The sequence below is a fragment of the Streptomyces lincolnensis genome (genome assembly GCF_001685355.1).
Taxonomy (GTDB): Bacteria; Actinomycetota; Actinomycetes; order Streptomycetales; family Streptomycetaceae; genus Streptomyces; species Streptomyces lincolnensis.
In genome coordinates this window covers 8,740,276-8,753,213 of the sequence record NZ_CP016438.1, presented here as the reverse complement: position 1 = coordinate 8,753,213, position 12,938 = coordinate 8,740,276, and the positions used below count along the sequence as shown (strand labels likewise).

Below are 12,938 nucleotides of genomic sequence, written 5' to 3'. Positions count from 1 at the left end.
CTGAACCATACTGTTCAGTTCACATGAACTCAACTGTACAGTTCAGGTAGATGCTAAGGTCGAGGTCATGAGCGTGGACAACGTCAAGCGCCCCCCGAGCGGCCCCCGCGCGGAACTCAAGCGGCGGGCCATCGTGCGGGCCGCCCGCGAGCTGTTCCTGCGGGAGGGTTTCGGCGTGGGGATGGACACCATCGCCGCCGAGGCGGGCGTGTCGAAGGTGACTGTCTACAACCACTTCGGCAGCAAGGAAGCCCTGTTCACGGCGGTCATCACCAGCGCGCTCGACGAGCCGCTCGCCGGCGAGTCGGCGGCCGCGCTGGAGGGCCTGGCCGAGGCCGAGGACCTGCGGGCCGCCCTCGTGGAGGCGGCCCGCGTCTGGGTCCACGCCGTCCGCACCAACGACGAGGTCACCGCCCTGCGCAACCTCGTCGCCGCCGAACTCCACCGCTTCCCCGAACTCGGCGAGGCCTGGCGACACCGCGGAGCGGAGAGCCATCACCCCGCGGTCGCCGGCGCCCTGCGCGCCCTCGTCGACCAGGGCCGGCTGCGGGTCCCGGACCTACAGGTGGCGATCATCCAGTTCTACGGCCTGCTCGTCTTCCCCCACATGGTCTTCGGCTCCTACGGAACACACATCGACGAGGACCTGACGGACCGTCTGATCACGGGCGGCGTCGACATGTTCCTGCATCACTACGGCCCCCGGGACACGTAGTCACCGGGTCATGAGGGGGCTCACCCCTGGCGACGCGCGTCCGATCCGGCGCCGGCGGCGTGGTGGGCGACCAGAAGCTGATGCGTGAGTACGGCGTCCAGCACGAGTCCTGGGGCCCGCTCGCCGAAGGCGGACAGGGCTTCTTCGACGACCCCGTGCTCGCCGGGCATCGCCCGCGCCCACGACAGGTCCGTCGCCCAGATCGCCCTTCGCCGGCTCATCCAGCGCGAGATCGTCGTGATCCCGAAGTCGGTGCGGCCCGCACGCATGGCAGAAAACCTCGACGTGTTCGACTTCCGGCTCACCGACGACGAGATGACACGCATCGCCGGCCTGGACACCGGCCGCAGCCACATCTTCGACCACCACGACCCCGAGAAGGTCACGTGGCTCGGCGGAGTGCGGTTCGACACCTGATGCCGCGCCGGGGCCGGTCGGGGACGCCGACCGGCCCCACAACGTGTGGCCCCCCTCCGTTTCCCATCAGTCGCTTTCACAGGAAGCACCACCATGCGCATGCGCTTCACTCACGCCGCGGCGATCCCCGCTCTCGCGGCCGCTCTCGTCTCGACCCCGTCCCCGTCCGCCGCCATCGGAGGAGACCGCACGCAGCCGGTCATCACCCAGGTGAGGACCGCGGCCGCGTTCGACTTCGCCTCCGGCGACTCACCCGAAAACGTCACCGTCAACCCGGACGGCTCCCTCGCCGTGTCCATGCTGGGCGTCCCCGCGAACAAGCCGCCGAAGCTCGTGCGCATCGCACCTTCCGGGCAGCGCACCACCCTTGTCGTCGGGCACCAGGGCGACCAGATCACCGGCAACACCCACGGCGGCGACGGCACCGTCTACTACAACGTGGACTCCGACGACGGCTCCCGGGCCGGCGTATGGAAACTGCCCCCGCACGGCCGCCCCCAGCGCCTGGCCGCCCTGCCCGCCGACGGCCTGCCCAACGGCCTGGCCATCGACCCGGCCGGCCGTACCCTCTACGCCGCCGACAGCCTGAACGGCACGGTGTGGGCCGTTCCCGTCTCCGGCGGTGCGGCGACGGCCTGGCTGACCGGCCCGGAGCTCGCACCCGACCCCAGGGCATCCCTGAAGCTGGGCGTGAACGGCGTCCGCTTCCACCAGGACACCGTACGGGTGAGCAACTTCAACCAAGGCACCCTGCTGAGGATCCCGGTCACCGCCCACAAGGCCCCCGGCCCCCTCCAGACCGTCGCCGACAAGCTCCCCGACATCGACGACTTCTCCTTCCTCAACGACCGCTCCGACACCGGATTCACCGCACCCCACGACGCGAAACTCCAGCGCGGAACCATCAACCTCGGCGCCGCGCATCCCCGGCACCACTGACCCCACCACGGCGTGAGTCGCACAACGACAAGGAAGGCAACCTGGTCAACACCTCCACCGTCCACGGCGGTGAAAGCAGCGAAGAGATCATCGGCCGCTGGTTCTCCCGCCGCCCCAGCGACGTCACCGACCGCGTCGTACTGGCCACCAAGGACCGCTACGACACCGGCACCGACGTCAACAGCCTCGGCACCGCACAGCGCTCCCATGACTTCCACGGCAGCACAGCCCAGGCGAACCTCATAGACGGCGGAAGCGACGCGCCCCTCGGTCACGCGTAGTCGCACCGGTCATGCGGGTGCGGCGACGGGCATGCTCAACCTCGAAGAGACGGGCATGCTCAACCTCGAAGATCCGAAACGACCCATACGAAAAGGGCCCCCGCAGGTGCTTACCCGCGAAGACCCTTCGCACTGTCGGGACGACAGGATTTGAACCTGCGACCCCTTGACCCCCAGTCAAGTGCGCTACCAAGCTGCGCCACGTCCCGGTGCGCTCGCACGGTCGCCCGTGTGAGCGCGCGGATCAACCCTACCGCATGCGCGTGTGTCAGCCGCGCGCGCCGGGAGCCACGGCCTGCTGTTCCGCACCGGCCGCCCCACTCATCACACGAGCGTGGTCGCCGGTGCGCCGGACCGGGACCAGCAGCGCGGCCAGGGCCGCGGCGAGGCACAGGACGGCGAGCAGGGTGAAGCCGTGGGTGTAGCCGGAGGCGTACGGCAGGCCCGAGGGCTGGAGCCGGCCGGTGACCAGGACGCTGGTGACGGCCGCGCCGATGGAGCCGCCGATGGTGCGGATGTTGGCGTTCATCCCGGTGGCGGCGCCGGTCTGGTCGGCGGGGACGCTGCCCACGATCAGGTTGGCCATGGAGGAGAAGGCGAGGCCGATACCGAGGCCGAACAGGCCCGCGACGAGGGCGATCTGCCACTGCTCGTCGTGCCAGAGCGCGAGGAAGCCGCAGGCCAGCGCGCCGAGCGCGGCACCGGCCGTCAGGAGGGTCTTGGCACCGAGGAGCGGCTCCAGACGGCCGCTGAGCACGCCGGAGAGGAACATCGCGACCAGCATCGGCAGCATGAGCAGCCCGGCGGCGGTGACGCTCGCGCCGAAGCCGTAGCCGGCCGACGAGGGTGTCTGGACGAAGCCCGGCAGGAAGGACCAGATCGCGTACATGCCGGCGCCGAACAGGAACGCGGCGGTGTTGGTGGTCCACACGGCGGGCAGCCGCATGACCCGCAGGTCGATCAACGGGGTGCGGGAGCGCGCCTCGGCGTACAGCCACAGCGCGAACAGCACCACGGCCGCGGCGAACAGGCCGAGCACCCGGGCCGATCCCCAGCCCCACACGCCCGCCTGGCTGAGCGGCAGCAGCAGCGCGACCAGCCAGGCCGACAGCAGGACCGCGCCGAGCCAACTGACCTGCCCCTGCGCCCGGTTGGGCGACTCGGGCACGTAGCGTACGGCGATCAGCGTGGCGACGAGGACGACGGCGACCGGAATCCAGAACAGCCAGCGGAAGTCGAGCGCGGTGACGATGGGCCCGGCGGCGACGATGCCGACGCCACCGCCGGCCGCGATCACGGCGGACAGGTTGCTGATGCTGCCGCTCACCTCGGAGGCGGCGAACTCGTCCCGGATGATGCCGAAGGAGAGCGGGAACAGGGCTCCGCCGACACCCTGGACGACCCGGGCGACGATGAGGACGCCGATGGACGGCGCGAGCGCGGCGAGCAGACAGCCGACGGCCACCGTGACGAGGACGGCGACCAGGGTGCGCTTCTTGCCGATCAGGTCGCCGACGCGGCCGAGGATCGGGGTGAAGATCGAGGCGGACAGGAGGTACGCCGTCATCACCCAGGTCGCGGTCGACTGCGAGGTGTGCAGCGCGTGCTGGACGGTCGGCAGGGCCGGCGCGATCAGCGACTGGAGCATGGCGAACACGCCGGCACCGGTCGCCAGGACCGCGAAGGTGAGACGGGTGGTGGACTTGCGGGGCATGAAAGGCCTCTCCGAACACAGAGATCACAGAGATCACTGAAGACACAGGGAACGCAGGGAACGCAGGGAACGCGGAGCGCGGCCGGGGCTCGAACACGGTCGCGGAGAGAAGTCGGGGCGGGCGGTGCCCGTCGGGCAGGGCCCGCGTAAGCAAGGGGACCGTCGATGCGCGCGGCCGCACGCGTCGACGGCGAACGCACCTCGCACTGATAAAGTGGAGGTACGCCTCCACTCTAGCGGAGGCAACCCTCCGTTTCAACCGAGTCCGCCCTCGGGAGGCAGTCGTGACCGACCGGTCGTTCCCCGTCACCGAGATCGTGGCGTCCCGGCGACCCCACCGGAAGGACGCGGCCCGCAACTACGACGCCCTGCTCGCGGCCGCCCGCGAGGCGTTCGCCCAGCACGGCGCGGAGGCCTCCCTGGAGGACATCGCGCGCCGCGCGGGCGTCGGCATCGGCACGCTGTACCGGAACTTCCCCTCCCGGCGCGAACTCTTCGAGAGCGTGTACGCGGACGAGGTGAACGCCCTGGTGCAGGTCGCCCAGGAGGTCGCCGACCAGGAGCCCTGGGACGCGCTGACCGCCTGGCTCGACCGGTTCGCGGGCTACATGGTCACCAAGCGGGCCGTCCGCGAGGCCCTCAACGACGAGTCGGAGATCTTCGCGGCCTGCCGGGACTCGATGTACGCGGCGGGGGGCCCGCTGTTCGAGCGTGCCCAGGCGGCGGGTGAGGCACGGACGGACATGAACTTCGTCGAACTGCTGCGGATGGTCGCGGGGATCACGGCGACGACCTTCGACGACGACGCGCAGCGGGACCGGGTGCTGGGCATCGCGCTGGACGGGGTCCGCGTCTGACAGCCTGACGCATCGGTACGGCGGAACGAGGCGTTCGACCGTTCCGTCCCAGGCAGACCCCTCGCAGTCCAACGGACTGTCCGGGAGGCCTGATGAGCACCGACCGTGTGGTGGCGGCCATCGACTTCGGTACCTACGGCACCGGTTACGCGTGGGCCGTGGTCGATCCGCGGATCGGACACAGGTCGGACCGGGCGATCCACGACAGGGAGGACTGGCCCGACGCCAGGGGGTGCGCAGGTCGCGGAAGCGGTTCCTGCGCTTCGTCGCGGTCGACGAGAAGGTCCCGGTCGGCCGGGCGGTCTGTCAGCGCCTGTATCCGACGACGGCGGAGCAGACCGCCATCACGTTCAACGGCGAGCCGGCACAGACCGACGACCAGGAAGGCCGGCCTGCTGCCGCGAGCGGTCGGGGAGAGACAGGAGGACGTCGCCGGTTACCTCTCGTGCGTGGTGCGCCCGCTCAGGCGACCGGCGGTGTCCCGTGCGTGTGGAACGACTCGATCGTCTTCAGGCCCCAGGCCTGGCCCTTCTTCCGCTCCTCCTCGGTCCAGGTGATCAGCGGCCAGTCGGGCGCCAGCACCAGTCGGGTGAGAGGGTTGCACAGCTCGACGCGGTTGCCACCCGGCTCGTAGACGTACAGGAAGAACGTCTGCTGGATGGCGTGCTTGTGCGGGCCCGTCTCGATGAACACCCCGGTGTCGATGGCGAGATCGGCCGCGCGCAGGACGTCCTCGCGGGTGTCGGTCGCGAAGGCGATGTGGTGCAGCCGCCCCGCGCTGCCGGTCCGGTCGGAGGTGTAGACGACGTCGTACGACTTGTTCGTGTACGTCAGCCAGCGCGCCGCGATCTTCCCGCTGTCCAGCTGGATCTGCTCGGTCGGCCGGGCTCCCAGGACGTTCTGCTGGAACTCGGCGTTGGCGGCCACGTCGGCGGCGAGGAAGTTGATGTGGTCCAACCGCCGTACGCCCACGCCCCGGTTGGGCTTGGCCTGCGGCTGGTTCTTCAGCGCCGGCCTGAGCTCCTCGGGGGCCCGGTAGTGCTCGCTCTCCCAGTAGAGGGCGTGCTCGTGGCCGTCCGGGTCGGTGGTGACGTACAGCTTGCCGAGGCCCGGCTCGTCCTCGACCCACCTGCCGCCGCCTCCCGCCTGTTCGACGGCGGTGATACGGCGGTGCAGGGCCTCCTCGCTGGAGGTGCGCAGGGCGAGCCGGCCGAGGCCGGGCTGGTCGCGGGCGGTGAGGACCAGGCTGTGGTGCTCGTAGTCGTCGAAGGTCCGCAGGTGGACGGTGTCGCCGTCCTGGCCGTTGACGGTGAGGCCGAGGTAGTCGGTGAAGAAGGCGACGCTGGCGTCCAGGTCCGGGGTGAACAGCTGGGCGTGGCCGATGTGGGCGATGTCGCCGAGCGGTGGAGTCATCGGTGACCTCCTCGGGGTCGGGCGGCGGCCCGGGGGAAGACGGTGCCGTCGAAGATCGTGCGGGCCGTGCGGATCACGGCGGTGCGGCCGGGTGCCGGCCGGCCGTCGGGGCCGGTGGTGAGGCTGCTGTCGATGTCCAGGAATCCGGTGGGGTGTTCTATGCGCACCCGGTCGCTGCCCGCGTCGAGCACCGCGAGGTCCGCGCCCACGGCGCCCTCGATCCGCAGCCCGGCGGCCACACCGGCGGCGCCCAGCACGCCGATGGAGGTGTGGCAGCGCACGGGGATGAAGGTGCGGGTGGTGATCGCGCCGCCGTCGCGGGGCGGGGCGAGGAGCGTGAGCTTGGGAACGGTGGTGTCCGAGACGTCGCCGAGGCCCATCAGCCGGCCGGCCTCCAGCCGGATCGCGCGCAGCCGTGCCGCGAGGGCACCGTCCGCCTCCAGGTCCTCGGGCGGTTCGTAACCGGCGGCCTTGAGGGAGGCGGCCTCGACGAGGACGGTCGGCATGCCGTTGTCGACGCAGGTCACCTGGATGCCGTCGATCTCGTCCCGGACCCTGCCGGTGGGGAGCAACGGCCCGGCGCCGGGCGGGAACTCGATCACGACGGGTGCGGCCGTGCCCGGCACTCCCGCGATCTCCGCGTCCCCGGTGCGGGCCACCCGGCCGCCGGGGGTCGGGAAGGTCGCCCTCGCGTGGTCACCGGTGTTGACCATGCGGATACGGACGGAGGTCTCCTCCTCCCCCGCCGGGACCAGGCCCCGCTCGACGGCGAACGGGCCGACGCCGGCGAGGATGTTCCCGCAGTTCTGACGGTCGCTCACCTCGGGTCTGTCGACGGCGACTTGGAGGAAGAGGTAGTCGACGTCGGCCTCCGGGTCGGCGGACGGCGAGACGACGGCCACCTTGCTGGTGAGCGGGTGGGCGCCGCCCAGGCCGTCGATCTGCCGTTCGTCCGGGCTGCCCATGATCCGCAGCAACAGGTCGTCGCGCGCGGCGGGTTCGGCGGGGAGGTCGTCGGCCAGGAAGTAGGCGCCCTTGGAGGTCCCGCCCCGCATCAGCAGACAGGGCACCCCGTCGGTCACGACCCCTGCCCCTCGTGGGCCGTGTGCTCCTCGCGTTCCCGGTGTTCCTCGTATGTCCGGTACTCGACACCGAGGTCCTTGAGCTTCTCGCGCAACCCGTACCGGTCCAGGCCGAGTTGGCCGTCGAGGAAGGCGGCGCGGGTGGCGGCCTCCTTCGCCTCGCGGGCCTCGGACCTCCGCACCGTGTCGCGGACGCGTTCGCGCGGGACGATCACGACGCCGTCGTCGTCGGCGAGGATCGCGTCGCCGGGGCGGATCACCTGCCCGTCGATGGCGATCGGCACGTTGACCGAGCCGCCGGTGGCCTTGACGGTGCCCTGCGAGGAGACCGCCCGGGACCAGGCGGCGAAGCCCATCTCCCGCAGCTCCTGGGTGTCCCGGATGCCGGTGTTGAGGACGACGCCCCGCACCCCGCGCCGCTTCAGAGCGGTCGCGAACAGCTCGCCGAACAGGCCGTCCGTGCACGGCGAGGTGGTGGTGACGACCAGGATGTCGCCCTCGCCGCACTGCTCGACGGCCGCGTGGATCATGAGGTTGTCGCCGGGCCAGCTCAGCACGGTGACGGCGGTACCGGCGACCCGTACGCCCTGCTGGACGGGACGGATCCGGGGGCCCAGCAGACCCGTGCGGCCCATCGCCTCGCTCACGGTGGCGACGCCGTACCCGGCCAGGGCGTCGACGTCCTTCGGCTCGGCCTTGGGCGGGTTGGTGACGATGACCCCGCTCATGCCAGCTCCTTCGCGATCTGCGGGTAGGGGCGCATGTACGCCTCGGCCATGGTCTTGTGCGCCAGGCCGAGGTTGGGGCCCGCGTTGCGCTTGAGCTGGACGCCACGGCGGACGGCGAGGTCGGTGTAGTAGTCCCACAGGTGCTGCTGGGCGCCCAGGCACTCCATGGCCTTGCGCTTGGTCTCCCAGACCTCGGTGATGTCGAGGAGGACCTCGGGCCTGAAGCCGCTCATCTCCGGCTGGTGCGGCTCGAAGTAGAAGACCGGCGGGGCGCCGATGATCTCCCCCTCCCCCGGGTAGCCGATGGCCTGGGCGAGCACCCTGGCCTCCAGGGCCATGCGGTGCGCGGCCGGGTGGTCGCCGTTGTAGGGGTCCTCGGCGGGATGGGTGAGCACGACGTCGGGCTGCGTGGCGCGGTAGACCTCGACGAGTGTGTCCGTGAGTTCGGGGGTGACGAGCAGCGGGTAGTCGCCAGCGTCGAAGAAGCGGATCTCCGCGCCCAGGGTGTCGGCGGCGCGTTCCGCCTCGTCCCGGCGGATCGCCTTGATCTCGTCCAGCGTCCTGCCCTCGCGCCAGGCCTTGGCGGACTCACCGCGTTCGCCGAAGGTCAGACAGGCGATGGTGACGTTCTCCCCGCGGGAGGCGGCCAGGGCGATGGCCCCGCCCGCGCGCCACACGAAGTCCCCGGCGTGCGCGGTGATGACAAGTGTCGAACGTGGACCGGCGGGCGGTATCGACTGGGGCATGCTGAATCAGTCTCCTTGCTGACAGGTGGGCGCCCGCCCCGACGCGTGCGATCAGTCGCTCAGTGCCTCGATCACGCTGGTGAGGTGGGCGCGGACGGCCGACTCGGCCGCCTGCGGGTCCCTGGTCCTGATCGCCTCGATCATCGCCAGGTGCTCGTTCAGGGACTGCTGCGGACGCCCCGGCCTCAGCGCCAACTGGAACCGGTGGCGCACCAGTTGGGCGTTGAGCCGCTCCAGCAGTTCCAGTGCGGTCCGCTGGCCGGAGAACTCCCGGATCCTGGTGTGCAGTTCGTGGTTGAGGTCGGAGTAGGTCAGCGGCTCACCGTCGGCCACGGCCTTGGTCATAGCCGTGCCCAGGTCGGTCAGTTCGGCGAGTTGCCCGTCGCTGGCGGCGACGGCGGCCTTCGCCGCGCACAGACCTTCGAGGACCATCCGGCACTCGGTGATGGCGACCGCCTCCTGCACGGTCACCACCCGCACCCGTGAGCCCCGGTTGCGGATCCGCTCGACGAGGCCCTGGGCCTCCAGATCGATGAGTGCCGCGCGGATGCTGGCCCGTGTCACACCGAACTGCTCGGCGAGTTCGTTCTCCACCAGCCGCTGTGCCGGTGCCATGTCGCCTTGCAGGATCGCCCGCCTCAGCTGCGCGAGCGCATGCTGTTTGGCCTTCTCTCCGGTGCCCGGACGGGCTTCTTTCGGCATCGCTGCTCTCCCTGAGTGAGTGCCTGTCGAACCTAAATCTAGCCAGACACGATTGTCAACAATTTCGTCAGCCGTATTGGCGGGTGGCTACGGCGGGTGAGATACAACTTGCTTGACTTAAGTAACCTGCACATGCTTGCCTAAGTCAATCAACACCGCCCGGATCATCCGCATCCACGGAAGAGAGCCCTCATGCGCACCATGAAGTCCGTCCTGACCGGCGCCGAGAACAAGATCGACGTGGTGGAGGTCGAACGCCCCACCCCCGGCCCCCAGGACGCCCTCGTCCGCATCCGCGCCTGCGGCATCTGCGGCACCGACACGTTCTTCCTCCACCTGGGCGGCATGCCGACCGGCGCCGACGGGTCCACCCGCGCCATTCCGCTGGGCCACGAACCCGCGGGCGAGGTCGTCGAGGTGGGGGCGCGGGTCACCGGTCTGGCGGTGGGCGACCGCGTGGTCGTCAACCCGCAGGGCGCTCCCTCCGGCATCATCGGCTGCGGCGGCGATCTCGGCGGCATGGACGAGTACCTGCTCATCCAGGACGCCGAGATCGGCAGAAACGTCGCGGTCTTCCCGGACGACGTGCCCTTCGACGTGGCGGCGCTCAACGAACCCATGGCGGTGGCCCGGCACTGCGTCAACCGCTCCGAGGCGAAGCCCTCCGACAAGGTCGTCGTCTTCGGCGCCGGACCCATCGGCCTGGGCGCCGCGATCTGGCTGAAGCTGCGCGGCGTCGAGCACGTGGTGGTGGCGGACGTCATCCCCGAACGCCTGGAGACCGCACTGTCGGTCGGCGCCGACGCGGTGATCAACTCCGCCACGGAGGACGTCACCGAGCGGCTGACCGAACTGCACGGACAGGCCGCCAACGCGCTCGGCCAGCCCCGCGCCGGCACCGACATCTACATCGACGCCGCCGGCGCGCCCGCCGTCTTCCAGGCCGCCGTCGACTCCGCGAAGTGGAAGGCGAAGCTGGTCATGGTCGCCGTACAGAAGAAGTCGGACGCCATCGACCTCGGGGGCATGCTGCGCAGCGAGCTCACCCTGATCGCCTCGCAGGGCTATCCGACCGAGATCTTCGAGGTCACCCCGGAACTCGCCGCGCACAAGGACCGGTTCGCCCGGCTGATCAGCCACCGGGTGCCGTTCTCCGAGGTCGACCGGGCCTTCGAGTTGGCCCTGACGCCGGGTGCGGCGGAGAAGGTCGTCGTCACCTTCGACGAGTGACACCGGGGCCCGCCACCCGGCACCGCGCGAAATCCCCCAGCAGTCCCCGAGGTCGACAACGGCCCCATTCCTTGACGGAGGTTCCCCCCATGTCCGACGCCCTTGCCCGATCCGCCGACGCGGGGGCAGCGACCCCGCCGAGGCCGAACTCCGTGGTGGCGGTGCTGGCCCTGGCCGGGATCGTCGTCTCGCTGATGCAGACCCTGGTCATCCCGATCGTGCCCGAGCTGCCGCGGCTGCTGGACGCCTCGGCGTCCAACGCCGCCTGGGCGGTCACCGCCACCCTGCTCGCGGCCGCCGTGGCCACCCCGGTGGTGGGCAGGCTCGGGGACATGTTCGGCAAGCGGCGGATGCTGCTGGTCAGCATCGCGCTGCTGGTGTCCGGTTCGGTGGTCGCCGCGCTGTCCGACTCCCTCGTCCCGATGATCGTCGGGCGGACGCTCCAGGGGCTCGCGGCCGCGGTCGTCCCGCTCGGCATCAGCATCATGCGGGACGCCCTGCCCGCCGACCGGCTGGCAGGGTCCACCGCCCTGATGAGCGCCTCACTCGGCGTCGGCGGCGCCCTGGGGCTGCCCGCCGCCGCGTTCATCGCCGACCGGTGGGACTGGCACCTCCTCTTCTGGGTCTCCGCCGCGCTGGGTGCCGTCGCCCTCCTGCTGGTCCTGCTGATCGTGCCGGAGTCGAAGGTGCGCACCGGGGGCCGCTTCGACGGGGTCGGCGCGCTGGGCCTGTCGGCCGGTCTGGTCACCCTGCTGCTGGCCGTGTCCAAGGGCGGCGACTGGGGCTGGACCAGTGGCACCACCCTGGGCCTGGGCGCCGCCGCCGTGCTGATCCTGCTGGGCTGGGGCCGGTGGGAGCTGCGCAGCCGGCAGCCGCTGGTCGACCTGCGCACCACCGCGAAGCCGCAGGTGCTGTTCACCAACCTCGCCTCGGTCGCGCTCGGCTTCTCGATGTTCGCGATGTCCCTCGTGCTGCCGCAACTGCTCCAGCTGCCCGGGCAGACCGGCTACGGCCTGGGCAGGTCCATGCTGACCGTCGGTCTGGTGCTGGCCCCGCAGGGCCTGGTGATGATGGCCATGTCCGCCGTCTCCGCGAAGGTCACCAAGGCCAAGGGCCCCAAGGTCACCCTGATGATCGGCGCGCTGATCGTGGCCGCCGGCTACGGGCTCAACATCCTGCTGATGTCCGAGGTCTGGCACCTCGTCCTGGTCTCCTGTGTCATCGGCGCCGGGATCGGCTTCACCTACGGCGCGCTGCCCGCCCTGATCATGGGCGCCGTGGACCCCTCCCAGACCGGTGCCGCCAACAGCCTCAACACGCTGATGCGGTCCCTGGGCACGTCGTTCGCCAGTGCCCTCGCCGGCGTCATCCTGGCCCAGATGACCACGGACTTCGGCGGCCACGCCCTGCCCTCCGAGAACGGGTTCAAGGTCGTGATGGCCATCGGCGCCGGTGCCGCCCTCCTCGCCTTGGCCGTCGCCGCCTTCATCCCCAGGCACCGCCCCGCCGGCGCCGCACCGGCCGCGGACGGACCGGCGCGGGCCGCGGAGGTCGCCGCGGCCAAGGCGTGACACGGTCCCGCCCGGATCACTTGATGACGGCGTTCGCCACGACGACCACCACCCCGAGGAGGGCATCCACCACGCCGATCAGCAGCGCGACCGCCCAGGAACGCCGCGACTGGCGGGCCGTCACCAGGCCCAGGGTGAACAGCAGGACGATGTTCATCGTGAACGCCGGGTACTCCACGCCGTTCGCCGGCCACCAGCCCCAGCCCGCGCCGGCCAGCACGACGACCGTGGGCAGGACCGCCGCGACGAGGGGCCACTCGTCGACGAGGGTGCGCAGGGCGTCTCCGCGCCGGTGCGGCCCGCGTTCGGCGATGTAGTGGGCGTAGCCGTGCGCCAGGGCGGAGGCGAGGGCGGTGACCAGCAGCCAGGCGGCGTCGTAGCGGCGGCTGTCCTGGGAGGTGTGGCCCTGCTGGGTGAGCGCGGCGACCATGGAGCACGCGAGGACCGCGCCGTAGACGCCGCCGAACAGGACGGCCTCACGCGTGTCGTGCCGGTGCGGCGCGGGGACGGCAACGGGGATGTCCGCCATGCCCTCCACGATCA

At 71.0% G+C, this 12,938-nt stretch carries 14 protein-coding genes and 1 tRNA gene; 6 read left to right on the top strand and 9 right to left on the bottom strand.

Annotation, left to right across the window (positions count from 1 at the left end; all coding sequences use genetic code 11):
* The first annotated feature begins 67 nt into the window (after positions 1–67).
* Positions 68–715, top strand: coding sequence for a TetR/AcrR family transcriptional regulator (locus SLINC_RS38625; protein WP_067443077.1), 648 nt, complete (start codon positions 68–70; stop codon positions 713–715).
* 20 nt (positions 716–735) lie between these two features.
* Here SLINC_RS38625 and SLINC_RS50530 read toward each other — a convergent pair whose 3' ends face one another.
* Positions 736–984 carry a hypothetical protein gene (locus tag SLINC_RS50530; RefSeq protein WP_375141539.1) on the bottom strand — a complete coding sequence of 83 codons (249 nt, stop codon included), beginning with the start codon at positions 982–984 and terminating at the stop codon, positions 736–738.
* On the opposite strand from SLINC_RS50530, the gene SLINC_RS38620 reads away from it, so the two are divergent.
* Both SLINC_RS38620 and SLINC_RS38615 read left to right on the top strand, forming a co-directional pair.
* Positions 884–1,132 (top strand): aldo/keto reductase, encoded by a 249-nt coding sequence (locus SLINC_RS38620; RefSeq protein WP_375141535.1) that lies wholly within the window; start codon positions 884–886, stop codon positions 1,130–1,132. The genes SLINC_RS50530 and SLINC_RS38620 overlap by 101 nt on opposite strands.
* Before the next feature lie 93 nt (positions 1,133–1,225).
* Entirely contained in the window at positions 1,226–2,071 is an 846-nt protein-coding gene (locus tag SLINC_RS38615) for an SMP-30/gluconolactonase/LRE family protein (RefSeq protein ID WP_067443076.1), read from the top strand.
* A 416-nt stretch (positions 2,072–2,487) separates the two neighbouring features.
* On the opposite strand, the gene SLINC_RS38610 is transcribed toward SLINC_RS38615, so the two are convergent.
* Positions 2,488–2,561: transfer RNA gene (locus SLINC_RS38610), tRNA-Pro, on the bottom strand.
* Positions 2,562–2,620: 59 nt separating this feature from the next.
* Positions 2,621–4,066 (bottom strand): MFS transporter, encoded by a 1,446-nt coding sequence (locus SLINC_RS38605; RefSeq protein WP_067443075.1) that lies wholly within the window; start codon positions 4,064–4,066, stop codon positions 2,621–2,623.
* Between the two features lie 284 nt (positions 4,067–4,350).
* Here SLINC_RS38605 and SLINC_RS38600 point away from each other — a divergent pair, with 284 nt between their 5' ends.
* Positions 4,351–4,923, top strand: a complete 573-nt coding sequence (locus SLINC_RS38600; protein WP_067443074.1) for a TetR/AcrR family transcriptional regulator — start codon at positions 4,351–4,353, stop codon at positions 4,921–4,923.
* Between the two features lie 462 nt (positions 4,924–5,385).
* Here the strand turns inward: SLINC_RS38600 and SLINC_RS38595 are convergent, their stop codons facing one another.
* From SLINC_RS38595 to SLINC_RS38575, 5 genes are read right to left on the bottom strand one after another with little or no spacing between them, the layout of a single operon-like run.
* Positions 5,386–6,336, bottom strand: coding sequence for a catechol 2,3-dioxygenase (locus SLINC_RS38595; protein ID WP_067443073.1), 951 nt, complete (start codon positions 6,334–6,336; stop codon positions 5,386–5,388).
* On the bottom strand, positions 6,333–7,418 hold the full coding sequence (locus tag SLINC_RS38590) for a 4-oxalomesaconate tautomerase (protein ID WP_067443072.1): 1,086 nt from the start codon (positions 7,416–7,418) through the stop codon (positions 6,333–6,335). Before SLINC_RS38590 ends, SLINC_RS38595 begins: the two co-directional genes overlap by 4 nt.
* The gene (locus SLINC_RS38585; protein ID WP_067443071.1) at positions 7,415–8,146 is read right to left on the bottom strand and encodes a 4-carboxy-4-hydroxy-2-oxoadipate aldolase/oxaloacetate decarboxylase; all 732 of its coding nucleotides are present in this window, start codon (positions 8,144–8,146) and stop codon (positions 7,415–7,417) included. The genes SLINC_RS38590 and SLINC_RS38585 overlap by 4 nt, the downstream gene beginning before the upstream one ends.
* The gene (locus SLINC_RS38580) at positions 8,143–8,892 is read right to left on the bottom strand and encodes a PIG-L deacetylase family protein (RefSeq protein ID WP_067443070.1); all 750 of its coding nucleotides are present in this window, start codon (positions 8,890–8,892) and stop codon (positions 8,143–8,145) included. The genes SLINC_RS38585 and SLINC_RS38580 overlap by 4 nt, the downstream gene beginning before the upstream one ends.
* A 51-nt stretch (positions 8,893–8,943) precedes the next feature.
* A complete protein-coding gene (locus tag SLINC_RS38575) occupies positions 8,944–9,594 on the bottom strand; it encodes a GntR family transcriptional regulator (RefSeq protein WP_067443069.1) in 651 nt (216 codons plus the stop codon).
* A gap of 192 nt (positions 9,595–9,786) precedes the next feature.
* Here SLINC_RS38575 and SLINC_RS38570 point away from each other — a divergent pair, with 192 nt between their 5' ends.
* Positions 9,787–10,824: a zinc-dependent alcohol dehydrogenase gene (locus tag SLINC_RS38570; RefSeq protein ID WP_067443068.1), complete on the top strand. Its 1,038-nt coding sequence runs from the start codon at positions 9,787–9,789 to the stop codon at positions 10,822–10,824.
* A gap of 89 nt (positions 10,825–10,913) precedes the next feature.
* Positions 10,914–12,395, top strand: coding sequence for an MFS transporter (locus tag SLINC_RS38565; protein WP_067443067.1), 1,482 nt, complete (start codon positions 10,914–10,916; stop codon positions 12,393–12,395).
* Positions 12,396–12,411: 16 nt separating this feature from the next.
* Here SLINC_RS38565 and SLINC_RS38560 read toward each other — a convergent pair whose 3' ends face one another.
* On the bottom strand, positions 12,412–12,924 hold the full coding sequence (locus tag SLINC_RS38560) for a hypothetical protein (protein WP_067446169.1): 513 nt from the start codon (positions 12,922–12,924) through the stop codon (positions 12,412–12,414).
* Positions 12,925–12,938 lie beyond the last annotated feature (14 nt).

Excerpts from the sequence above, each read along its gene's own strand:
- SLINC_RS38625 (WP_067443077.1), top strand. The coding sequence starts at position 68 with ATGAGCGTGGACAACGTCAAGCGCCCCCCGAGCGGCCCCCGCGCGGAA.
- SLINC_RS50530 (WP_375141539.1), bottom strand. The coding sequence starts at position 984 with ATGCGTGCGGGCCGCACCGACTTCGGGATCACGACGATCTCGCGCTGG.
- SLINC_RS38615 (WP_067443076.1), top strand. The coding sequence starts at position 1,226 with ATGCGCATGCGCTTCACTCACGCCGCGGCGATCCCCGCTCTCGCGGCC.
- SLINC_RS38605 (WP_067443075.1), bottom strand. The coding sequence starts at position 4,066 with ATGCCCCGCAAGTCCACCACCCGTCTCACCTTCGCGGTCCTGGCGACC.
- SLINC_RS38595 (WP_067443073.1), bottom strand. The coding sequence starts at position 6,336 with ATGACTCCACCGCTCGGCGACATCGCCCACATCGGCCACGCCCAGCTG.
- SLINC_RS38585 (WP_067443071.1), bottom strand. The coding sequence starts at position 8,146 with ATGAGCGGGGTCATCGTCACCAACCCGCCCAAGGCCGAGCCGAAGGAC.
- SLINC_RS38580 (WP_067443070.1), bottom strand. The coding sequence starts at position 8,892 with ATGCCCCAGTCGATACCGCCCGCCGGTCCACGTTCGACACTTGTCATC.
- SLINC_RS38575 (WP_067443069.1), bottom strand. The coding sequence starts at position 9,594 with ATGCCGAAAGAAGCCCGTCCGGGCACCGGAGAGAAGGCCAAACAGCAT.
- SLINC_RS38570 (WP_067443068.1), top strand. The coding sequence starts at position 9,787 with ATGCGCACCATGAAGTCCGTCCTGACCGGCGCCGAGAACAAGATCGAC.
- SLINC_RS38565 (WP_067443067.1), top strand. The coding sequence starts at position 10,914 with ATGTCCGACGCCCTTGCCCGATCCGCCGACGCGGGGGCAGCGACCCCG.
- SLINC_RS38560 (WP_067446169.1), bottom strand. The coding sequence starts at position 12,924 with ATGGCGGACATCCCCGTTGCCGTCCCCGCGCCGCACCGGCACGACACG.